Origin of the sequence: Chloracidobacterium sp. (genome assembly GCA_015075585.1) — a bacterium.
GTDB lineage: Bacteria > Acidobacteriota > Blastocatellia > Pyrinomonadales > Pyrinomonadaceae > OLB17.
This window is the reverse complement of record JABTUB010000002.1, coordinates 613000-635933: the sequence shown is the minus strand read 5'-3', so window position 1 is coordinate 635933 and position 22934 is coordinate 613000. Positions and strand designations below refer to the sequence as shown.

The window sequence follows — 22934 nt, the reverse complement described above, 5'->3', positions numbered from 1 at the left end:
TATCCTACCTAATTGACACCTTTTTTGCGGAGATTTTATGAGCGTTGAAGTCGTAATGCCCCAAATGGGCGAATCGATCACCGAGGGAACCGTTTCAAAGTGGCTGAAAGCTGTCGGCGATAAGGTAGATAAGGATGAGGCCGTGCTTGAGATATCGACCGATAAGGTCGATGCCGAAGTGCCGAGTCCGGCCGCCGGCGTTCTGCTTGCGATCAATGTTCAAGAGGGCGAGACGGTCGAGGTCGGCACTGCTCTAGCCGTGATAGGCGAAGAAGGCGAGCAGCCTGCTGATGCTCCGCAAACGCCGGCGAAGCCCGAACCGGCCGCCGTGCCTGAGCAGCCGGCAGAACCGGTAAAGGCTGAAGAGCCTCAGCCTTCCGCAGAAGCCGTATCTGTGCCGCAAACTCCCGCACCGGCGGATCCGTCGGCTGCCGCAGAGGTCGTGATGCCCCAAATGGGCGAATCGATCACCGAAGGAACCGTTTCAAAATGGCTCAAGGCCGTTGGCGACGATGTCGCTAAGGACGAAGCTTTGCTCGAGATCTCGACCGATAAGGTCGATGCCGAGGTTCCGTCGCCTACGGCGGGCAAACTGCTCGCGATCAAAGTGCAGGAAGGCGAAACGGTTGAGGTCGGCTCGGTCCTTGCACTTGTCGGCGGTTCAGGGTCGGCTGTTACGGTTTCGGAACCTGCCAAAGCCGCGGAGGCATCGCCTGTTGCTCCGCCTCCGGCCGCTCCGATAATAACGCCGCCTGTGATCTCGGATGTCCACGCAAATGCGGATACAAGCTCGGCATCGGCGGATGAACTTCGCCGAACCAAATCAAGCCCGCTTGTGCGAAAGATCGCGGCTGAACACGGAATCGATATTACGCGAATTCCGGGAAGCGGTTTGAGCGGCCGCGTTACAAAGGGCGACATACTCAGCTTTATCGAGACCGGTGCTGCTCTTCGGCCGCAAGACCTGCTTGTTAAAGGAGCTCCGCCGGTACCGCCGCCTGCGGCAAAGGCGGCTGTGCCGTTCGTCCCGCCGCCGCCGGCGATAGCGGTCGATGACCGTATCGAGAAGATGTCGGTGATGCGAAAGAAGATCGCCGAGCACATGACATTCTCAAAGCAGACCTCGGCACACGTTACGAGCGTTTATGAGTTCGATATGACCAATGTCGCTAAGTTCCGCGCGGCAAATCAGGCAGCATTTCAGGCGAAATACGGCACGAAGCTTACATTTATGCCGTTCATTTTTCAGGCTGTAACGGCTGCTATACGCGAGCATCGGATAATGAACTCGCAGGTTGACGGAGATCAGATAATCTATAAAGGCGACATCAATCTCGGTATGGCGGTCGCACTAGATTGGGGCCTGATCGTACCGGTCATCAAACAGGCCGACCGAATGTCGCTCTCGCAGCTTGCGGTCAGCGCGAACGACCTGGCGGACCGCGCTCGAGCCAAGAAGTTAAACCCCGACGAAGTTCAAGGCGGCACTTTCACGATTACGAACCCGGGCGTTTTTGGCGGCCTTTTCGGTACGCCGATAATCAATCAGCCGCAGGTTGCGATATTGTGCGTCGGCACAATAGAAAAACGCCCGAAAGTGATGACATCACCCGATGGTGATGACTACATTGCGATCCGGCAAATGGCTTATTTTGCATTAACTTACGATCATCGTATAGTTGACGGTGCAGATGCAGAGAAGTTCCTCTCGTATATGAAGCGTTATATTGAGAACGCGCCGTTCGAGATATAGCGAATAGGCCCGGCATTGTCGCAGTGCGGCTGCCTCTTCGCGCGGGGCCGATATGCATTTTGCGTAACTTTTTTGCTGACATTTGCGGTCGCGGTGCCGTATAATGTCTTCAGTCCTTTTCTCTTGGTTCGATGCACGAACCGGATATTTGAAACAAATTTCAGAAGTTTGCAACCTCGTTCGCACGGCGTGCGTCGAAACACTGTTGTCCATCTTCTCGCGACAATACAGCGACATTTCGGAGGAATTACTATGATCAGGAAAATTGGTGCAGTCGTCTTCATGCTCTCGATCTTTGCAGTGGCGGCACTTGCACAAGATCACCAACTTCGCTCGCTGACCAACGGGCAGAAATACAAGATCCAGGGCGTTATCGTTTCAAAAGAGAACGACTCGACCATGATCATCCGCGACGCGACCGGTGTTGATACACGCATTGCGATCGAACCAAATGCAAGCATCAAGAATAATGCCTTTTTCGGCGGCGACCGCTATCCGGCCTCGGCCCTCGTGCGCGGACTCAACCTAGAGGTCGAGGGCCGCGGCGACAGCAGCGGCAAACTATCGGCGACGAAGGTCCGTTTCAGCAAGAGCAATTTGCTGACCGCGCAGTCGATCGATGCCCGTGTAACGCCCGCTGAGGAACGCATTACGGCAGCCGAACAGAACGCCTCGCGCCTTTCGGGTCAGATCGATGAGCTGATGGCAATATCGAACGCGGCAAAAGGCGGAGCAAAGGCCGCACAAGATACTGCCGATGCGGCGGTCGCGGGTGTAAATGCGACAAATAAACGCATTAGCGATATAGACGATTATGTTGTGCAGTCAACGGCGACAGTCAATTTCAAGGTCAACAGCTCGGTGCTCTCGCCCGAAGCAAAGGCTCAGCTTGACCAGATAGCGTCCGCTTCACAGACACTCAAGGGATTCAGCATCGAGGTAACAGGCTTTGCGTCGTCGGAGGGCAATGCGGCCAAGAATAAGGTTCTAAGCCAGCGTCGTGCTCAGGCCGTCATTGATTACCTTGTCGAGCAGGGCAACGTTCCGCTTCGCCGCATCGGTACATCATATGGTTTTGGCGAACTGCAGGCAGTCGCCGATAATTCCACAAGGGAAGGCCGTGCCCAGAATCGCCGCGTCGAAGTAAAATTGCTTGTGAGCCGCGGCATCAACACCAACGTTGAGATAAAGGCTCCGGACAGCAATCCCAACGAAGAATAACCATCCTGTGACAAGGCGTTGCTTTTGCTGAGATCGACACACTCAGGCAGCAACGCCTTTTTCTTTGCCGATATTATGAACAGCCGACCGATCGTGCGAGCCGCGCATCTGCTTGTCCTTAGCATTGCCTGTGCTGCCGCCATTTTCGCACAAACCGCACCAAAGCAAACGCCGACGCCGGATGATGAGATCATAAAGGTCGATTCGCAGCTTGTGATGATACCTGTCGCGGTTACCGATCAGCAGGGCGTTGCGGTAAGCGGATTGACGGCCGCGGATTTTCGTGTGATCGAGAACGGCAAGCCGCAGGTGATCGACTCGGTCGGGTCGGCGGACAAAGTGCCGCTCGACATCGCTTTATTGTTCGATATTTCGGCGACGACCAGCCCGATGTTCAAATTTCAGGCCGAGACCGCCGCCAAGTTCCTAAAGGATGTGATGCGGCCCGAGGATAGGGCGTGCATATTCAGCATCGGGGCCTCACCTCGGCTCGTCCATCCGCTCGATACGGCTGAGAATGCGGCGGCGGCACTTCGTTCGATACAGGCGACGAAGGAATATACGGCGTTCTACGATACGGTGCGGGCGGCGGCAGAATACCTCAAGCAGAACGCGCCGGACGGCACTCGGCGCGTCATTGTAACCATATCGGACGGTGAAGATACCAACAGCGATAACATCGCAAAGGCACTTCAGAAGGGCTATGCCGAGATCGGCAGAAAGATCAATACCATAGACTCGAAAGAGCTCTACAAGCTGACGGTCGCAACCCGTGATGCCGCAAGCCGCAAGGAGCGGCAGCGTGTTCTGCAGATCCTGCAGAACGGCGACACCGTCTTTTACTCGATAAATCCTGCGGGAAGCTCATTTCAGCTCAATAAGATAAGTACCTTCGGGCAAGAGAATATGCAGGCCTTCGCCGACGAAACCGGCGGTACGGCGTTCCTGCCGAAATTTCAGCCTATAGATACAAAGGATAATTACGCCAACGAGAATAACGACCGTGCGAACACTGCCGCACTTGACCGGATATTTCGTCAGCTTGCAAATGAGGTGCGTTCGCAGTACCTCATCCAATACTATTCCGAGATAGATCTTCCGCCGGGCCAATATGTGAAACTGGAAGTTACGCTGCCGTCGCGGCCGGGGCTGCGTTCGCGTTCGCGGATCGGATATTACACCAAATAGGCCGTCTAGCGGCGGTATTTGTGCGTTACGGGACGCCGGCGGCCGACGCCTATCGCATTCTTTGAGACGATGAGCGGCGGCGGTAATTGCCGCCGTTTGAATTCGTTCGCCGGATGCTCAACTCTATTCAGTATCGAATAGACAAGCTCCTTATCATGCCCGGCGGCAATGATAGCCTCGGGTGCCGCCTTTTGTTCAAAATACATCTGTAGGATCGGATCCATCAGTTCGTAGGGCGGCAGGCTGTCCTGATCGAACTGGTTCGGCGCCAGTTCGGCCGACGGACGCTTCTCAATGATCTTGCCTGGAATGACCTCGCGTCCGGCCCGTCGGTTGATGTCACGCGCGATCGCCCATACTTCTGTTTTAAGCACGTCGCCGAGCACCGCAATTCCGCCGTTCGTGTCGCCGTAGAGCGTGCAGTAGCCGACCGCAAGTTCGCTCTTATTGCCGGTCGCCAGCAGCAGGCGGCCTTCGGAATTCGATATCGCCATCAGGATCACGCCGCGGAGCCGCGATTGCAGGTTCTCGGCCGCAAGGCTTTCGCCGCCGCGTGAAGGTTTGCTGAGGCCAAGCTGTTTGATAAGCACTTCAAATGCATCGGAGATCGGTTCGATGCGGCTGTCGCAGCCGAGATTGCGGATTAGTTCCTCGCTGTCACGCACGCTGCCTTCCGATGAGAAGGGCGAAGGCATCATTACGCAGAGTACGTTCTCCGGCCCGAGTGCCTGTGCCGCAAGGGCTGCAACAAGAGCGGAGTCCATTCCGCCGCTCAGTCCGAGTACGGCCTTCTTAAAGCCGTTCTTGTGTGCGTAATCGCGTATGCCGAGCACGAGCGCATCTGTAACGGAGGCTGTCTCGCCGCCCGTGATGCCGCGTGTATCCGGCTTGCGTACGTCAAGTTCGACGCTTTCGACAAATTCCTCAAAAGCCGCCGCCTGCAGGATAATGTCGCCTTCTTCATCGGCAATGAGGCTCGCTCCGTCAAAGATGATCCCGTCGTTGCCGCCGATGAGATTGACAAAAACGATCGGTATGGCCTGTGTGCGTGCACGATGGGCGACCATTTCGCATCGAAGCCGTATTTTGCCCTTGTTGTACGGCGACGCATTTATGGAGACCAGAAGTTCGGCTCCGAGGGCTATGGCCTCATCGGCAGGGTCGCTACTGTAGAGGCGGTCATCCCAAAAGGTCTTGTCGTTCCAAAGGTCCTCACAGACAACGACGCCTGTTCTGATACCCGCAATGTCAAAAAGGCGGTGCGGTGCGTGGTTCGGCTCGAACCATCGCGGATCATCAAAAACGTCGTACTCGGGCAGCAGTGTCTTATCTGCCATACCGAGCAATTTGCCGTCCGCTATTACAGCCGCGGAATTGAATATACGGCGGCCGTCAGCGCTGTCATTCATTCGAATGGTGCCGACTATCGCAGCGATTCCTTTTGTCGCCGGAATGATCTCATCCAAGGCGTGAGCTGCGTTATTGATGATATCGGGATCCTCGAACCAATCCTGCGAAGTGTAGCCGTGAGTGGATATCTCAGGAAAGACGACAAGGTCAGATCTGTCGGCCTTTGCACGTTCGATCGCATCAATGATCTTTTTGACGTTGCCTGCGATGTCGCCGTTGGTCGTGTTGATCTGGCCGATCGTAACTTTCATCTATGCTTTCTCGAGCGTTACGGTGTCGCCGCGTTTCACCATCGTGAGGCGATTGCCTCGTTCATTGTAGGTAACTTCGTCCATGATGTTGTGGATAAAGAGAACGCCGCGTCCCGAAGTTTTGAAAAGATTTTCGGGGTCGAGCGGGTCGGCGATGGCCTTTACGTTGAAACCCTCGCCCTGATCCTCGACCACAAACCGTGCCTCGGTGCTTGAGATCGAGGCTGCTAGACGAACGAGCTTGGTCGGGTCGTACTTATTGCCGTGCTTTACGGCGTTCACGAACGCCTCGTCGAGCGCAACAAAAAGGTTCGAACGCTCGGGATTTGTAAGCCCCCGCGTTTCTACTCGCCGCATCAGATATTCGAGCACGGTGTGCATCAGCCCGATAACGGAAGGCAGCTCGAATTCGATATATTCGCGGACCGAATTAGGTGTTGAACAAGTGCCCGACGACCTCAGTTTGTGCTCCAGAACGGTCGCGACGAGTTTGCAGACCTCGTCTTCGTCAAACTCCGCACGTCGAAAGTTCGTGGCACAAAGCTTAAATATCGTCGCCTGTTCGCGATCGCCGATCAGTGTGGAGCAAGCAGGACACGATGACGGCGATGTGCAAACTGACTGCGTTGGTTGTTCGTTGGCGACGTCAAGGTTGCTGATCAGAAGGTCGAAACTCTCGATGTCATCGACAGCCGCAGCCTCCGAACGCGAATGGATCGTGCGGACAAAATGCCCCATCTGCCCGAACGCCTCACCGAGCGATCCGGCAAGGCCGTTATGGTCGTCAACAATAAGGATACGTCGCTGCATCGATGGTCGGCTGATCCCGCAAAGAATAACGGTTCGGCGCCGCTTGTTGTTGCAAATAATAACGTAATTGAAGCGATGATTTCTACCCGCCGCCCGCTTCTGTTGCCGGCGCCGCATAAAAACTTAGTGCCAGCAATACACACGAGACCCAAATAAGGTCAGCGATCAGCAGATGACCGACCTGCATAACTATGGGTGCGAGCGTGAGCAGTGTCGCCCCACCAAAGAAGATCTGAAAGATAAGCAGGCCCGTGATCGCGTTCGACCAGCGAACGGTGCTGCGGTCGCGCCCGCTCTCGCGGGCAAGCCAACCGGCGGCAAAGATCACAAATACGCTGATCACGACCGACAATATCGGATGCAGCAGCCGCAAGCGGACAAGAATGTGCGATGCGGATGAAAGATCCTGATCAATGCCGTGCAAAAGGCTTTCGGCAGGGAATAACATTTCGGAAAGTGCCGTGAGCGACCCAGCCATTCCGATGACCGTTATGCCGAGAGCAATGGCGGCGAGCATTGCCGCGTATTTGCCGGGGCGCAGGAGGTTCACAGTGCGGCCGTTTTTTGCGAACCACGCAGTTGACGTCAGAAAGCCAAGCAGAATGAATGTGTTCAGCAAATGGCCTGCCATCCAGAATGGCCTTGCGTTCGTTAGGGTCTCCGCCGTGTTGCCGGTCAGAACAAGGCCCGCACCCACAAGCGCTTCAGTTACGACAAAGATAAGAGCACCGACCGCCGATCTTCGTACGCGGTCGCCTTTACCGAATCTGCGAAATGCCCAAATTACCAGCACCACGACCGACACAAGCGAGAAGAAACTGGTTATACGATGCGAATATTCTATAAGGGCCTTTAATTCGGGTGCCGAAGGTATCACCTCGCCTTGGCAGGTAAGCCAATGCCGGCCGCAGCCGTCGCCTGATTTCGACGCGCGAAGAAATACGCCCCAAAGAATAACGATGACGTTATAAAATAGTGTCGCCCAAGCGTATCGCGTGAACGCGGCCATGCGGACGGATGCAGGTAATTCGATCTTTTCCATTAACGGCCCCGAACTTAATAACATAACATTCTGTATAGCGCATCGTGAAAAAGGAACGCATCGATAAACTACTTGTATCTGCCGGAATGGCGGATTCGCGAACAAAGGCACAGGCGATGGTCATGGCAGGCGTGGTGCTGGTCAATGAACGCCGTGTCGAGAAACCGTCAGAGAGTTTCGCCCCTGATGCGGCGATACGGATCAAAGGCGTCTCACGCGAATCAAAATACGCGAGCCGCGCAGGTTTGAAACTCGAAGCCGCGCTGGAGCAGTTCCGTATCGATCCGGCAGGGCTTCACTGCATCGACATAGGCTCATCGACAGGCGGTTTTACCGATTGCCTTTTGCAGCACGGTGGCGCTTCGGTCACTGCCATCGACAGCGGTACGAACCAGCTTATTTGGCGGCTTCGCAGCGATCCGCGCGTCGAGGTACGCGAAAATACGAATGCTCGCGAACTCAAGCCCGAGGACTTTATCCGGCGGTTCGATATCGCGGTAATGGACGTCTCCTTTATCTCGGTCAAGATGCTGCTTACCGCCGTTATGGAATTGCTGAAGCCGGAAGGTCTGTTGATCGTTCTGATCAAGCCGCAGTTCGAGGTCGGCCGCGGCGAGGTAGGCAAGGGCGGCATCGTCCGTGAGGCAGAGAAGCACGAGCGTGTTGTCGCAGAGGTGAACGATTTCGCCGCTCGCCTCGGGCTGTTCCGCGCCGGGCTGATCGATTCGCCGATCTTGGGGGCCGAAGGGAATAAGGAATTTCTGGCACTTTATCGCCTCGATCCTTGAGCGGCCTCACAAGTTAGGATCATGGAACGCTGCACGCATTGAGCGGGCCAAAGCACCGCAATGTGAGCAGCCATTCGGTCAAAGCAGGAATATCTCGATATCGTTCAATGCAGGAGTTGATATATCTGTCTCGGCGTATGTATGTTGTTTTAGAGTAACTGCATCGTCCGTGTCGGAGGCGGCCGAGGTTCCGTTCGCTGCGATTTCGAGGATCGCCTTCGCGGCCGGGTTTACGGGCGATACCAAACTGTAGTGTATCGACCTGCCGTCCCGCCTTGTATTTACAAGGCCAAATGAGCGCAGCATTGCCAAGTGTCGTGAGATCTTGGGCTGGCTTTCGTCCAAAGCTTCGCACAACCTGCTTACCGAAACCTCGGAATTGCCGATCAGCCTGACGATCTGCAGGCGGGTGTGGTCTGCAAGTGCGAGAAAGACGTCGGTCAGTTCTTGCTCATCGGTTTTTGTGGCCATGCTGCACATATTACGTTATCCGTATATGTAATGCAAGAAAAAAGGCCGCTGTTAGCAGCGGCCTCGATGGTGATGACAGGCGGGCGGAATATCAGCTCTCGTTATTCTCGCCTTGCGAGCGTGAAAGTGCTGTTGCCGGCTGTGCCTGCGGCAGCGGCATGCCTGCGGCATCGGCGCTCTCAAGCGGCGTTTGCTCGACCCACTCTTCTGCGGGGTCGGCAATTATCATCTTACCTTCCTGCTTTCTGAAGATCAGGCCTTCGCGGCTTTCGTCAAAATCAACGATGACGAAGTCGCCTGTACGGAGTTGCTCGGTCGCTACAAGATTTGAGAGCGGATAGACAAGAAATCGCTCGATCGCACGCTTCAAATGGCGTGCACCATATTTAAGGTCGATGCCTTCGCCGAGCAGGAAATCCTTTGCCTTCTCGGTACATTCAAAGATGAATTTCGTCCCCGCCGATTCAGTGATGCGCGACTGCACGGCCTTAAGCTCGATGTCGAGGATCTGGCGAAGATGATGTTCCTTGAGGCTGCGGAAAACAACCACCTTATCGATGCGGTTCATGAACTCGGGCGAGAATTTCCGCTTGGCCGCTTCGAGAGCCGTACGATAGATCTTGCTGTCGATCTCGTTGTCTTCCTTTGCTTTATCGGCTTTGGTCGGTGCAAAGCCGATGCCGCCGGAGATCATCTCAGACATTTCGCGGGCGCCCAGGTTCGATGTCATGATGACGATGGTTCTTGAGAAATCGACACGCCGATTATCGCCGAGTGTAAGGGTTGCTTTGTCGAGAATGCCGAGCAGGAGCTGCCAAAGCGAGTCTGAGGCCTTTTCGATCTCGTCAAAAAGCACGAACGTGAGTTTCGTATCTTCAGTGTGGGCCTTGTCGAGGTTCTCCTGCGTAAGCATCGGCGAGGTCTCGCGGTGGCCGAGATATCCCGGAGGCGAGCCGATGAGTTTGGCGATCTCATGCGAATGCTGGAATTCGGCACAGTCGATCTTTACGACCGCATAAGGGTCGTTAAATAGCACTTCCGCAGCAGCCTCGACAACACGCGTCTTGCCCGAGCCGGTCGGCCCGAGGAAGAGCATCGTTCCGATCGGCCGTGTCGGGTTATTCATTCCCGCAAGATAGATCTGGAACAGGCCGCTCATACGCCGGACGGCGCGCTCCTGGCCGACGATCTGAGCGCTGAGCTTATCTTCGAACTCAGCCGCACGAGGGCTTTTTCGGTCAGGGTCGAGTAAGATCCCTGTCTCGCCGTTCTCTTTTTTCTTTGCCGATTCCTGCTTCATTTCACTTCTCCCAAGGACACGCCCTGTAAAGGGACGTGGTCAGAACACCAGACTTGCCGTAAAGAAGACGGCCGTCTGTCGCCAGTATTGATGATTTCAAAAGTTGATGAGTTGGCCGGGTACATGTCGCGGGAGCAACACGCCCATCGGAACGCCAAAGGTATGAAGGCCTTCGACAACTTACTGTTTAACATATTTGCCGAGAAAAAAGCAATAGAGATCGCCTCGTTCCGACGCTATTCATCATAGTACTCGCGGCCGAGGTGCGTGATCAGGTCTTCGCCCATCATGTGCCGCAGAGTATTTTTAAGCTTTTGAAGCTGGATGAACAGATCATGCTCGGGATAAAGCCCGGGTGCGGTCTGCGGGGCTTTAAAGTAGAACGAAAGCCATTCCTGGACGCCCTTCATACCGGCACGCTGAGCAAGATCCATAAAGAGAGCAAGGTCGAGAGCTAGCGGTGCTGCGAGTATCGAGTCGCGACAGAGGAAGTCGATCTTTATCTGCATCTTGTAGCCGAGCCAGCCAACAATGTCGATATTGTCCCAGCCTTCTTTGTTATCGCCGCGCGGCGGATAATAGTTGATCCGCACGACGTGAGAGAAATCCTTGTAAAGCTCAGGATAGACCTGCGGCTGAAGGATGTGTTCGAGTACCGAGAGTTTCGACTCCTCTTTGGTTTTGAAATTCTCGGGGTCGTCGAGCACTTCGCCGTCCCGATTGCCGAGGATATTGGTCGAGTACCATCCGTCGAGGCCCAGCATTCGAGCCTTTAGGCCCGGCGCGACGATGGTTTTCATCAAGGTCTGGCCGGTCTTGAAGTCCTTGCCGCAGACGGGCACCTTCTCACGTTCGGCCAGCTCGATCAACGCCGGGATGTCGGCGGTTAGGTTCGGTGCACCGTTTGCAAAAGGCACGCCGCTCTTAATTGCCGCGTAGGCGTAGATCATCGACGGCGATATCTGCGGATCGTTGTCGTAAAGGCCTTTTTCAAAAGATGCGAGCGAACCGTGCACGTCGGACGCCTGAAGGAATATCTCGGTCGAAGCGGCCCACACCATTACGAGCCGGCTGCAGCCTTTCGAGCGTTTGAACTCCGCAATGTCTTCGATGAGCTGCTCGGCAAGCTCCATTTTGGTCTTACCTTGCTTGATGTTATCGCCGTGAAGACGTTTAACATACGACTGCTCAAAAACCGCACTCATCGGTTTTAATGACGACAGCGGTTCGGCGAGCTGTTCGAGAAGGCTCTTTTCGAGAACACCGGCATTCATTGCCGCATCGAAGGCATTTTCGGCAAAGATGTCCCACGCGCCGAAGACGATGTCGTCGAGCGAGGCAAGCGGCACGAAATCCTTGATCTTCGGCACACGTTCATCAGTTCGCTTACCGAGCCGGATCGTACCCATCTGTGTAAGGCTGCCGACTGGCTGCGAAATGCCGCGGCGGACAGATTCGACACCCGCGATCAAGGTCGTGCTTACGGCACCAAGTCCGACGAGCAGGATACCGAGCCTTCCCTCTGCCGGCGCAACTTCAACGCCACTTTTTGTCATAGTTTCTCCGATGGCATGAGCGCCCGCGCATGGCGTCATACTCAATGTTCTATTTTAATGGACAGATGTTGCTAACAAAAACCGTCTGCGCGGTTAGGTGCTGCGGATCGGGGCAAATATCCTGTAAAACACAGCATTTCCTCAGCGAATGAGTTAGATAAAGAGCCTCATTCAATCATCTTTCGTGCGGTAATGCCGCCAATCCACCTCGGCAAAGATATTGTCGCGCGACTCGATCTCGGCAAGCAGCAGTTCATCGATCTCGCCCGACGTGTACATTTTTGCAAGCATATCGAACCGCTGAATATGCGAGCGGAAGCGCCGGCTCGAGTACTCGACGGTCGTGCCCTGATAGATCTGGAACGCCCAATCCGACGACTCGGCGAGCAGAAGTTCGCGAGCCATTTGGCTGAGCAGGCGCGAGTTCATTTCGTTATCTTCGGCGGCGTTCGCGAATTCGGTCATCTTCTTTTCAGCATCATGCTGATATGGGTACATCCAAGAATTGCCTTCGTTGAGCCACACCTTGTAGTAGCCGTTCTCGCCCCAGCTTGATGCTGCCGGCATCTGTTCTTGAATAGGCACGCCGCTGTCGAGCATATCGCCCGGCGTGATGCACTCGATGGTGTTCTGATCGAAATGTGCCTTTCGGAAAAAGAAATCGAGGAACTGCGGGCCTTCATACCACCAATGGCCGTACAATTCGGCATCGTACGGCGAAACGACGAGCGGCGGGCGTCCGTCGAACGTGTCGCGGAGCATCCGGGCCTGTTTGATACGCTCGTTCAGAAAGTGTCCGGCATCATCTGCGGCTTGCTGCCGAGCCAACGCGGGAATGTATGCCTGCTTGTTATTCTGCGGGACGTTGCGGCCTGTGATCCGGTGATATTTGAGCCCCAAATGCCGACGTGCTCCGTCCGCGTGCAGATGCGGCTTCAGCATATCCAGAGGCGCGTCCCAGCCGATATCTCGATAAAATTCGCGATAAACATCATTGCCCGGATAGCCGCTTTCGGCCGACCATACCTGCTGGCTCGTTTCGACATCACGTGCAAAAACAGCGACGCCGTTCGGTGTTACGACGGGGGCATGAACGCCGTAACGCGGCCTCGGCTCGCCGTAAAGGATCGCATGCGTGTCGGCAATAAAGTATTCGATGCCGGCCTCTTTCAGCAGCACCTCAACACCCGGCTCGTACGCACATTCGGCAAGCCAGATGCCGCGCGGGCTGCGGCCAAAGTGCTTCTTATAATTTGCCGCCGCGACCTCGATCTGTGCGCGGCGTGCCTCTTGTGTCGAAACTAGCGGCAAAAAGCCGTGTGTTGCGCAGCACGTTATGATCTCGATGACACCTTCGTCGTTCAGCTCGCGAAAGGCGTTGAGCAGGTCGCGTCCATAGCGGTTGTCCCAAAGGTCGTATGACACGCGTAGGTTCTCGACGTACATTTTCGCCGCATCATTGAACTCGGTGTCTTCGGTTTGCGTGCGAAGCTCTTCTTTTTCCGCAAGTTCAAGCAAGTTCGAGAGGTGTTGCGTGTATCGCGTCTGGAGAAGTTCGTCGGCGAGCATCTCGCAAAGCGGCGGCGAGAGGTTCATTGCAAGGCGCGGCATCGCGCCGGCTTCGTGCAGCGATCGAAATATGAAAACGAGCGGCAGATAAACTTCTGTGATCGCCTCGTAGAGCCAATCTTCTTCAAGGAATTCGGGATATTCAGGATGCCTGACGAACGGCAGATGGGCGTGTAGTATCAGGCTGAAATATCCTGCTGGCATACGTGATGTTATCTACAGCCGCGCGAATAGCTGCCATTGACGGCGGTAAAATTATGGTGAGTTGATGTTAACATCGGCGGCCGCCAATAACTACTGCCGCAGGCTGTGCGAGCTGACAGGATTGTATCGCGGCGACGACAATGCGGCCTTTCGCGGCTTTAACGTCTTCGGGAAATTGACGAGGCTTGAGCCGAATACGACCGGCACCGCTTCTTCTTCGTGCCACTCGCTGCCGTCGATCTCGAAGTGTTCTTTCAGCGCAGCGCGTGCCGAGGACTTTCCGACATTCTTAGCACTGGCCTGCAGCATCGCGAACAGTGCCGGGCTGATGCGGCCGTTAAGCTCGTGAACTGCAACGCCGGATGCGAGTGCCAGCATTACATAGCGAATATCATCCGCCGATATCTTGCTGAGGTCGGCCGCTGAGTTTCCGATGAACTGCCGAAATGCCGTGTGTGTCGTATTCTCAGCCGCCGCCACGTCATCGCCTGCCATCGCGACATCGTACGCGTCGCGCGAAAAGCCTGATGCATCAAGCACTTCGGCAAATTTTGTCGCCGAGATGGTCCAGCGTGATTCGGTCGAAGGGTGCGTACTCGGGCTGCGGCGCGGCGTGCGTACCTGATTCGAGTAAATGATGCGGAAATAGGGCCTGTTGACGGCGTAGAAGCCGATCTCGGCCCGGTATTCGTGATCAGGTTCGGTAGTGAACCACCAATTGCCCTCGGCATCGCAGCGGTCGATCTGCTCGGAGCCGTCGGTCAGGTCGGTGAGCTTTACCACAAGAGTGTAGCTGCCGAGATCATTACCGAAAATACCTTTGAGCTGCTGCCAGGGATTTGCCCGAACAGACCAGTAGAAATAAATGCGCGTCGGCGATTGAACAAGCAGCTGTGCACGATTTTCGCGTTCCAATTCGGGCAGCGTAACATCGCGAAGGGCGAGAAACACGGGCGAAAGTTCGACTTCCGGCTCCGGCAACACCGGCGGCTCGATCACCGCAACAGCCGCCTTTTTTGTTTTTACCGTACGCTTTGCAGGGGACTTTTTCACAGCCTTTTTCGGCATCGGCGGTGCTGTGTCCGCAACATCTGCAAAAGGATCGATCTCAAGTGCAATTGTTTTACGAGCCTTCTTGCGAACGCTCTTTGGCTCCCCAATATCTTTAGCCGCTGCCGCTTTTACAGCAGTGCGTGTGCGACCCGGCTTCGACGCGTCGGCCGAAGCGGGCTTGGCCGAGCTTGCCGTTCTTGCGGCCTTCGGCTTTTTGACAGGCTCGGCAGGAGTACCGTCCGCTGTTTCAGCAAACGGGTCAACAGGCGCCGTTTCGGCCTTTTTTGCTCGTTTCTTTGATGTTGTGCTTTCTGTGCTCTTAGCCATTTTGACCGTGCAAAATCATATTTTCGTCCATCGCAGAAAAAAGCACAAGCAGGAAGGGGATAATGCAGGCAATGCGGCTAGCTCACGACCGACTTCAGGCGGACGTCCAATTTGCCGAATGACGTCGAGATCTTCGAACGAACAGGAAGCCGACGCGCGTCATCCGTTATCCAAATGACCATTTTACCCTTTTGTTCTATAAGGCGGCCATCGCCGAATATCATCGGCTCGACCCGCCAGCACCAAACCTTTCCGAAGATCGAATTCTGGCGTTCGCGTGCAGTTACGCGTACAGGCACATCGTAAACAAGGCCCGAATCACTGACAGGAACTTGCAAATTCGCTCCGACCGCGAGCGGTGCGAGCCTCAGCGAATAGATAGCCGAGGTCAGATCCCACATCTTATCGCCGACTGCCGAGGCAATGTTTCGCGGCGGCCGTGTCGGCTCTTTCGGGTTGGTTTCGACAAAGGTTACGCGCTTTTCCTTGTAGTCAAAATCGGCCACGCTGTCGCGTACACGTTCTTTCTGCACGTCGTGCTTGGTTGTTTTATAGACGCGCCCGGCAGACATATCGGCGACCGTTTCGTATTCCTGAAGAAAGCTGAAGCTAAGGAGGCTCAGAAACCCGCCCTTCGAGACCGCTTTTGTTTTGATGATGAGCCGGCCCGGCTCTTCGCCTTGCAAAACACTGAACGTGAGGTCGGCGATACCGCCGACACTTATGATCTTGGTCAGTTTGCCTTCATAAACAAGCACTTCGCCGGGGCCGAACGGCATTTTTGACACAGCTTTGTCGGGTTCCGGCTGTGCAAATGCCGAAAAGCAAAGCACCGGAAAGATAATGAGCAGAGCTGAGAGCTTCGAGAGGCGCATAGTGTTCAATAGAAGATTATACCCGAAGCTGCGTCAGATTGTCGCCAATATTTCATCTGCTTGACGGGTTCGGTAGTAATATCGCAGGCCGCATTGTAAAATACTCGTTTTGTTCGAGAGACGATTATGTTACAAGCCGGGATCGTAGGACTGCCAAATGTCGGCAAATCCACGCTTTTTAATGCACTGACCGCACAAGAGGCCGCATTGGCGGCAAACTATCCCTTTGCGACGATCGAGCCGAACGTCGGTGTCGTAGCCGTGCCTGACGAACGGTTGGCGGTGCTCGAAAAACTTGTCGGCGCACAAAGGGTCGTGCCTGCGACGGTGGAGTTCCTTGATATCGCGGGCCTTGTGCGCGGTGCGTCAAAGGGTGAGGGCCTCGGCAATCAATTCCTCGCAAATATCCGCGAGACGCATGCCGTCGTGCAGGTCGTACGGTGCTTTGACGATGACAATATCGTCCACGTCGAAGGCAGTGTCGATCCGATCCGCGATATCGAGACGATCCAGATCGAATTGGCGCTTGCCGACCTTGCTTCGGCAGAGAAACGGCGCGATAAGGCAATGCGTGCCGCAAAGGCGGGCGATAAGGATGCGAAACGCGAGATCGAGATCCTCGATAAGATCCAGCCCGTGCTTGAGCAGGGCCGTCCGGCACGTGCCGTCAGTCTCGATGATGACGAAAAGGCAATCGTAAAAAGCTGGTTCCTGCTGACGACAAAGCCGACCGTTTACGCCGCGAATGTTGACGAGGCCGCACTCGCCGATCCGGATGCGAACCCGCATGTAGCGAGTGTCAAGGAGTACGCAGCGAAAGAAAATTCCGATGTTGTCGTTATCTGTGCCAAGCTCGAAGCGGAGCTTGTCGCACTCGATGCGGATGAGCGTGCCGAATATCTAAAAGACCTCGGACTTGCATCAAGCGGCGTCGATGGGCTTATAAAGGCGGCGTATCACATGCTCGGGCTTATGTCCTACCTGACGGCGGGCGAAAAGGAAGTGCGTGCGTGGACCATACCTATCGGTACGAAAGCACCGCAGGCCGCCGGCGAGATACATACCGACATCGAACGCGGCTTTATCCGCGCCGAGATCATTTCATACGACGACCTTGTCGCATGCGGTTCGCGAAAGGCCGCCGCCGAAAAAGGCTTGGCTCGGCTTGAGGGCAAGGAATACGTTATGCAGGACGGCGATGTCGTCGATTTCCGCTTCAATGTCTGACGCCGTACGGCAATGGCTTGTTCTTGCCCGCTTTGTTACCATAGACTTTCGAGTACAAACATTATGTTCAAACGCTTTCTTGTCTTCGCACTCGCACTATCGATACTCCAGGCATTTACCGGCTGCGCAACGCATACCGAGACAAATACTGCCGCACCGGATAACGCGCATTCGCATGAGGCACCGCGAACCGTTGCGAACAGCGGTGTTAAGCAAAGACAGAAGCCGCCGATCCCGGCATTTATGACCGCCGAAGAGGCGAAAGACCTGCCGCCGACGCTCTCGCCCGATCTGTTCGAAAGCGATGTAAAGGCAGCCTACGCCGCCGTGCGCGAGATCCCCAAGACGATCGCTCAGCTTCCGTGTTATTGCCATTGCGACCGTTCGATCGGGCACAAGAGCCTGCACAGCTGCTTTGAGGATCGTCACGCCTCGGTCTGCGATATCTGTATGAACTCAGCTCTCAAGGCACTCAAACTCCAAAAAGAGCAGAAGATGTCCGTCGAACAAATACGCGCTGAACTGATAAAAGAATACGGCGGGTGAGACTGCGTCCGTCGGCAGACACGGGCGAATTTGGGTCAAGCGCACGGGATCAACTAGATCCGTTCACTACAAGCCAAGAAAGATCGGCATTTTCTGTCCGTGCATTCGGGAGCGCCGCCAGAGTCAATTTCCGAACGCGCACACACTCGCTGAAGCGGCGGAAGTTTTAGAAAAAAACTTGGGAAGTTCATTGTTAGACAGAGAGTTTTTGGAGACATTTCTCCAAGGAAGATGACGGTGTGCTTTCCGCTTCAATGTCTGAAAAAGCGTCGAAAGACGTATCCTGCGTTACATAAACTCAGGCCGATCGTAGAAAAGCGTATGGCAATTCTCGGTATCCTGCATCGCACGGATAACCGAAAGCAGCGGTTCGGTAAGAACATGCGGATAATCATACTCGCCCAACTCTTCGCGGATCGGATAAGCGAGCTTTTCCTCGTCGGTAGAGAATTGCGAATCAATGCCCGGTTTGTTGCCGCGCGGATCGAGGCGGAACCAACCCGTCCCGTCAAGATAGACAGCGTTCAGCCCGTGCAGCGCATAGCCGGATTCGACAGTGCCTTTGCGGAGTACGCGTTGATAGCAAAATCCCGCGGGAATGTGCATTCCGCGCAATAACGCCGCGAGGACATGGGATTTTGCAAAACAAATGCCCTCTTTCTGATCGATCGCATCCTCGGCATTGATGGTTACCGCGTCGCTGTTCGTATCAAAGGAATGTGAGATCTTGTCGCGTGCGAATTCGAATGCGAGCTTCGCACGTTCTCTCGGTGAATCCGTCTGGGCTTCGATCGCGGCGATCGTCTCTTTGACCCTCGGTGTAGAGAATACGATGATCGGCGGGATCTCGCCAAGGTAATCTTCGAGCCGGTCGGATTCGAGCTGTAATTTCATCGCAAAACCTCCAAAGCTCTATTCTGACGCCGCACAGAACGGCTTTCAAGCCTAGATGAGTTTGAACAAAATGAACGCCTGCGAAATTTGATGAGTGCGGAAGGGGACAACGATGGTGCCCTCGGTAGGATTCGAACCTACAACCAACGGATTATGAGTCCGCTGCTCTGACCGTTGAGCTACAAGGGCACAAGCAAGCAGTTTACAGAATTAGCAAAAACGGAGCAAATCGCGGCCCGAATTGCGAGCCGCGATCTCGATCCTGCAATGCTGCTGGGTCAAAATTTCGGTTTGGCGGAGCTGACCTTAGTGTAAGTTCCGTCGGCCGTTACATTATGTCCGAAGCCGCAGGCAAAATCCGAGGCCTGCTGTTCGACCTTGATCGTCCCGGGCCGTACAAAGGTAATGATGATCCTGCACTCGCCGAACTCGTCCGATTCATAAACGGCCGTATCGCCGGTGATCGAGGCTTCGCCGTCGAGAATTCCGATATTTACCGTTTGCTCTTTGCCGACAAAGTACGGGTAAACAAGCATCATTCCGATGCGTAATTTACCGCGGCCGAGGGCCTGTATCTGGATCTCGTTCGAGTTTCCCTTGAACTTTCCGGTGAAATTCATCCTGAATGTGCCAGTTACCTCAGGCCCCGAAACGCTCGCACGTTTCTGGGCCGCAGCATCTGCCGCGAACAACACCGTACACACCGATATCACAAATGCCGCAAGTATTTTAGAGCGCATAGTTACACCTTTTAGGAGACGGGAAATTCTGTTATATTTGCGTAATTCGTCCGATAGTTCAACTTTGCAAACGAGGAGATCCTAATGAACGTTGATACGATTGCCGCTGATCCGAGCCATGACCGTGCATTTTTCGGCCATCCGAAGGGCCTTTCGACACTTTTCTTTACGGAAATGTGGGAGAGGTTCAGTTTCTATGGGATGCGTGCGATCCTGATGCTTTATATGACATCGGCGACCGCGATCGGCGGCCTCGGCTGGAAGCCTGCCGAGGCAGCGCCGATCTATGCCCTCTACGCCGCGAGCGTCTATTTTCTGCCGCTTATCGGCGGCTGGATCGCCGACCGCTTTATCGGTGCAAAGCGGGCGACCTTTGTCGGCGGCGTCATCATAATGTTCGGCCATTTCACCCTTGCGTTCGCGACGATCACCACATTCTACCTCGGCTTGATCCTTGTCGCGGTCGGCACCGGATTTCTTAAATCGAACATCTCGGCAATGGTCGGCGACCTTTACACGCGTGAGGATACGCGGCGTGATGCCGGGTTCTCGGTATTTTATATGGGCATAAACCTCGGGGCATTCATTGCTCCGCTGGTTGTCGGATTTCTGGCACAGGCTGAGGGCTTTCGTTCGTGGATCGGCGGAATGGGCATCGACCCGAACATGAGCTGGCACTTCGGGTTCGGTGCCGCCGGTATCGGGATGTTCTTCGGGCTTGTTCAGTATTATCTCGGCAGGCGCAGCCTGGCCAACGTCGGCGAAGTGCCGCAGCCTGAGCCTTCCGCCCTTCAGAAAAAGGAAGACGGTATCAGCACCGCGTATATCGTGCAAATGGTCGGCCTTATAGTGATCGCGGCTGCCGTGATCGGCGGCACTGCGTACTTCAAAGGCGTTACGGATGCCATCAGTTATGTACTGATGCCCACCGTGCTGATAGCCGGCCTGCTCGGTGTTCTTTTTACGGGCATGCAGGATAAGCTGACCATTGACGATTGGAAGCGTCTTGCCGTGCTGATGATCCTCTTTGCGTTCTCGACGCTCTTTTGGATGGGCTTTGAGCAGGCGGCTACCAGCTTTAACCTCTTTGCAAATCAGCTTACCGACAACCGCATATTCGGTTGGGAATTTCCCGCAAGCTGGCTGCAGTCGGTCAATGCCATTCTCATCATCATATTCGCACCGATCATCGGCTGGGTTTGGATGAAGCTCGGCAAAAGGCAGCCTGCCGACGCAGTGAAATTTGCCATCGGGCTTTTTATGGCGGGAGTCGGCTTCGTGGTCGTAGCGTACGCGGCGTCGCTCACAACGGGCGGCAAGGTCAGCCCGATGTGGCTGGTGCTTGTTTACTGGTGCCACACTATCGGCGAGCTTTGCCTCAGCCCTGTCGGGCTTAGCTCGATGACAAAGCTCGCACCCTCAAGGATGGTAAGCCTAATGCTCGGCGTATGGTTCCTTTCGATATCGATGGGCAACTACGTAGCGGGCCGCATCGCGGGCGAGTTCGAGGCGAAGGCCGATGTTCTGACGAATATCTTCACCATCGTTGCCGTTATTTTGATCGTTGCGGCACTCGTCCTCTTCGCGATCTCGCCGCTTGTTAAAAAGCTCTACACCGAGCCGGAAGAGATGGTGCCGATGGAGCCGTAATGATCCGCGATCAGATAAAGGGCGAAAGGAGCGCCGCGATGGTTTCTGCCAATGGCAAAATGCCGGATAACAAAGTAGAATGAGAAGTTTGGTTCTCGTTATAAATTAGAAGTTGGAGAGATCACTGATGAATATCGGACTACCGAAAGAGATAAAGGATAATGAATATCGTGTCGGGCTGACGCCCGCGGGCGTTCAGGCATTGGCACACGCCGGACACAGCGTCTTTGTACAGCGTTCGGCGGGCGAAGGCTCGGGCTTTAGCGATGAGCAGTATGAGAAGGCCGGCGGCCGGCTTTTGGATACAGCGGACGAGGTTTGGCATGCAGGCGATATGATCGTAAAGGTCAAGGAGCCGGTCGCGCCCGAGTATCCGCGAATGCGTGAGAATCAGCTTCTGTTCACCTACCTGCATCTCGCCCCTGAGGTCGAGCTGACCAAGATAATGCTCGAACGCAAGGTTACGGGCGTTGCCTATGAGACGATCACAAAGGACGGCCGCCTGCCGCTGCTTACGCCGATGTCAGAGGTCGCGGGCCGTATGTCGGTTCAGGTCGGTGCGACGTATCTCGAAAAAATGAACGGCGGCAAGGGCATTCTGCTCGGCGGCGTTCCGGGCGTTCCTGCGGCGAATGTTGTCATCCTCGGCGGCGGTGTCGTCGGCACTGAGGCAGCAAAGATGGCCGTCGGCCTCGGTGCCCGCGTTACCATTATTGACCGCAACCTTGACCGGCTTCGCCAGCTTGACGACATCTTCCTTTCAAAGGTGCAGACGCTCGCATCATCGCGTTACCAGATCGAAGAGGCGATATCGCACGCCGATCTCGTGATCGGTGCCGTGCTGGTCGTCGGCGCCGCCGCACCAAAACTCGTAACACGCGATATGCTGCACTTGATCCCGCAAGGTGCGGTACTTGTCGATGTGGCCGTCGATCAGGGTGGCTGCTTTGAGACGACCCACGCCACGACCCACTCGAACCCGACATTCTACGAGGAAGGCGTGCTGCATTACTGCGTCGCGAATATGCCCGGAGCGGTGCCGCGTACATCGACATTCGCTCTGACGAACGCAACGCTGCCGTACGCACTGGACCTCGCGAACAAGGGCTTTGAGCAGGCCATCAAGGATGATGAGAGCCTCCGCGAAGGCGTGAATACATACGCGGGCAAGCTGACCTACGACGCCGTAGCTGCGTCGCAGGGCCGCGAATTCACACCGCTCGATACGCTCCTGTCATAACCGCCTGCGTAAGCGGGCGGCCAGTTCGGTACGGCACAAGCGGGCGGCCAGTCAGAACCGCCTGTGTAAGCGGGCGGCCAGTTCGATACGGCACAAGCGGGCGGCCAGTTCGATACGGCACAAGCGGGCGGCCAGTCAGAACCGCCTGTGTAAGCGGGCGGCCAGTTCGATACGGCACAAGCGGGCGGCCAGTCAGAACCGCCTGTGTAAGCGGGCGGCCAGTTCGATACGGCACAAGCGGGCGGCCGGTTCTAAATATGGGCAAGTGGAACGACACAGACGAGCCGATTGCCTTTCTGATCACGTTCCGAACATACGGAACGTGGCTGCCGGGCGACGAACGCGGATCGATAGACAAGTATCATAATAAATACGGCGGGCCGAGAGCGGTTGCCAGCGAGGCTCGTTCCGGTATTCATTCCGCGAGGCTTAGATCGGAACCGTTTCTACTTAACGCTGACGCCAGGACGATCGTAGAAGCCGCAATTAAAGAGGTCTGTAAATTTCGGGAATGGTATCTGATAGCTCTTGCCGTCCGAACGAATCATGTACATGCCGTAATATCCGGGAATTGTGATTCGGCAAAGATGCTGAACGACCTGAAAGCATACTCGACTCGGAGGCTGCGTGAGGCAAGCATTTGGGGGCAGGCTCACAGTCCTTGGGTCGATAAGGGCAGCAGACGTTATCTATGGACAGAGGAACACGTCGGGGCTGCATCAAATTATGTTCTGAACGGGCAGGACGGGCCGCTGCCTGAGTTTGATCGAGTTGACGGTTGACCGAACGAACCGGCCGCCCGCTTACGCAGGCGGTTCT

Annotated in this window: 20 protein-coding genes and 1 tRNA gene; 9 read left to right on the top strand and 12 right to left on the bottom strand. The window is 55.3% G+C overall.

Annotated elements, in window-relative coordinates; genetic code table 11:
• The first annotated feature begins 37 nt into the window (after window positions 1–37).
• The 3 genes from sucB to HS105_11850 all read left to right on the top strand — a co-directional run bounded on the left by sucB (window position 38) and on the right by HS105_11850 (window position 4162).
• Window positions 38–1753: a 2-oxoglutarate dehydrogenase, E2 component, dihydrolipoamide succinyltransferase gene (gene sucB, locus HS105_11860; protein MBE7517281.1), complete on the top strand. Its 1716-nt coding sequence runs from the start codon at window positions 38–40 to the stop codon at window positions 1751–1753.
• Window positions 1754–2005: 252 nt separating this feature from the next.
• Window positions 2006–2974, top strand: a complete 969-nt coding sequence (locus HS105_11855) for an OmpA family protein (protein MBE7517280.1) — start codon at window positions 2006–2008, stop codon at window positions 2972–2974.
• Between the two features lie 75 nt (window positions 2975–3049).
• Window positions 3050–4162, top strand: a complete 1113-nt coding sequence (locus tag HS105_11850) for a VWA domain-containing protein (GenBank protein ID MBE7517279.1) — start codon at window positions 3050–3052, stop codon at window positions 4160–4162.
• A gap of 5 nt (window positions 4163–4167) precedes the next feature.
• Here HS105_11850 and HS105_11845 read toward each other — a convergent pair whose 3' ends face one another.
• The 3 genes from HS105_11845 to HS105_11835 form a co-directional block, all read right to left on the bottom strand.
• Complete coding sequence (locus HS105_11845) at window positions 4168–5823, bottom strand: NAD+ synthase (protein ID MBE7517278.1); 1656 nt, start codon at window positions 5821–5823, stop codon at window positions 4168–4170.
• Entirely contained in the window at window positions 5824–6633 is an 810-nt protein-coding gene (locus tag HS105_11840) for an ATP-binding protein (protein MBE7517277.1), read from the bottom strand.
• An 82-nt stretch (window positions 6634–6715) separates the two neighbouring features.
• Window positions 6716–7675 (bottom strand): COX15/CtaA family protein, encoded by a 960-nt coding sequence (locus tag HS105_11835; protein MBE7517276.1) that lies wholly within the window; start codon window positions 7673–7675, stop codon window positions 6716–6718.
• 44 nt (window positions 7676–7719) lie between these two features.
• On the opposite strand from HS105_11835, the gene HS105_11830 reads away from it, so the two are divergent.
• Window positions 7720–8463: a TlyA family RNA methyltransferase gene (locus tag HS105_11830; GenBank protein MBE7517275.1), complete on the top strand. Its 744-nt coding sequence runs from the start codon at window positions 7720–7722 to the stop codon at window positions 8461–8463.
• Window positions 8464–8541: 78 nt separating this feature from the next.
• Here HS105_11830 and HS105_11825 read toward each other — a convergent pair whose 3' ends face one another.
• From HS105_11825 to HS105_11800, 6 genes are all read right to left on the bottom strand, one after another.
• A complete protein-coding gene (locus HS105_11825; GenBank protein MBE7517274.1) occupies window positions 8542–8934 on the bottom strand; it encodes a metalloregulator ArsR/SmtB family transcription factor in 393 nt (130 codons plus the stop codon).
• 91 nt (window positions 8935–9025) lie between these two features.
• Window positions 9026–10234 carry an AAA family ATPase gene (locus tag HS105_11820; protein ID MBE7517273.1) on the bottom strand — a complete coding sequence of 403 codons (1209 nt, stop codon included), beginning with the start codon at window positions 10232–10234 and terminating at the stop codon, window positions 9026–9028.
• 236 nt (window positions 10235–10470) lie between these two features.
• Window positions 10471–11790: an inositol-3-phosphate synthase gene (locus tag HS105_11815; protein ID MBE7517272.1), complete on the bottom strand. Its 1320-nt coding sequence runs from the start codon at window positions 11788–11790 to the stop codon at window positions 10471–10473.
• A gap of 171 nt (window positions 11791–11961) precedes the next feature.
• Window positions 11962–13563 carry a DUF1957 domain-containing protein gene (locus HS105_11810; protein ID MBE7517271.1) on the bottom strand — a complete coding sequence of 534 codons (1602 nt, stop codon included), beginning with the start codon at window positions 13561–13563 and terminating at the stop codon, window positions 11962–11964.
• Between the two features lie 90 nt (window positions 13564–13653).
• Complete coding sequence (locus HS105_11805; GenBank protein MBE7517270.1) at window positions 13654–14943, bottom strand: DUF4912 domain-containing protein; 1290 nt, start codon at window positions 14941–14943, stop codon at window positions 13654–13656.
• Window positions 14944–15020: 77 nt separating this feature from the next.
• The gene (locus HS105_11800) at window positions 15021–15827 is read right to left on the bottom strand and encodes a DUF3108 domain-containing protein (GenBank protein ID MBE7517269.1); all 807 of its coding nucleotides are present in this window, start codon (window positions 15825–15827) and stop codon (window positions 15021–15023) included.
• A 117-nt stretch (window positions 15828–15944) separates the two neighbouring features.
• Here HS105_11800 and ychF point away from each other — a divergent pair, with 117 nt between their 5' ends.
• On the top strand, window positions 15945–17045 hold the full coding sequence (ychF, locus tag HS105_11795; GenBank protein ID MBE7517268.1) for a redox-regulated ATPase YchF: 1101 nt from the start codon (window positions 15945–15947) through the stop codon (window positions 17043–17045).
• 63 nt (window positions 17046–17108) lie between these two features.
• On the top strand, window positions 17109–17591 hold the full coding sequence (locus HS105_11790) for a hypothetical protein (GenBank protein ID MBE7517267.1): 483 nt from the start codon (window positions 17109–17111) through the stop codon (window positions 17589–17591).
• Window positions 17592–17879: 288 nt separating this feature from the next.
• Here HS105_11790 and HS105_11785 read toward each other — a convergent pair whose 3' ends face one another.
• The 3 genes from HS105_11785 to HS105_11775 form a co-directional block, all read right to left on the bottom strand.
• On the bottom strand, window positions 17880–18485 hold the full coding sequence (locus tag HS105_11785; protein MBE7517266.1) for a transglutaminase family protein: 606 nt from the start codon (window positions 18483–18485) through the stop codon (window positions 17880–17882).
• Between the two features lie 113 nt (window positions 18486–18598).
• Window positions 18599–18674, bottom strand: a tRNA-Ile gene (locus HS105_11780).
• Window positions 18675–18763: 89 nt separating this feature from the next.
• Complete coding sequence (locus tag HS105_11775) at window positions 18764–19105, bottom strand: hypothetical protein (GenBank protein ID MBE7517265.1); 342 nt, start codon at window positions 19103–19105, stop codon at window positions 18764–18766.
• A gap of 204 nt (window positions 19106–19309) precedes the next feature.
• Here HS105_11775 and HS105_11770 point away from each other — a divergent pair, with 204 nt between their 5' ends.
• The 3 genes from HS105_11770 to HS105_11760 all read left to right on the top strand — a co-directional run bounded on the left by HS105_11770 (window position 19310) and on the right by HS105_11760 (window position 22897).
• A complete protein-coding gene (locus tag HS105_11770; protein ID MBE7517264.1) occupies window positions 19310–20875 on the top strand; it encodes a peptide MFS transporter in 1566 nt (521 codons plus the stop codon).
• Window positions 20876–21002: 127 nt separating this feature from the next.
• Window positions 21003–22115, top strand: a complete 1113-nt coding sequence (ald, locus tag HS105_11765) for an alanine dehydrogenase (GenBank protein MBE7517263.1) — start codon at window positions 21003–21005, stop codon at window positions 22113–22115.
• Window positions 22116–22372: 257 nt separating this feature from the next.
• Window positions 22373–22897, top strand: coding sequence for a transposase (locus HS105_11760; GenBank protein ID MBE7517262.1), 525 nt, complete (start codon window positions 22373–22375; stop codon window positions 22895–22897).
• Window positions 22898–22934 lie beyond the last annotated feature (37 nt).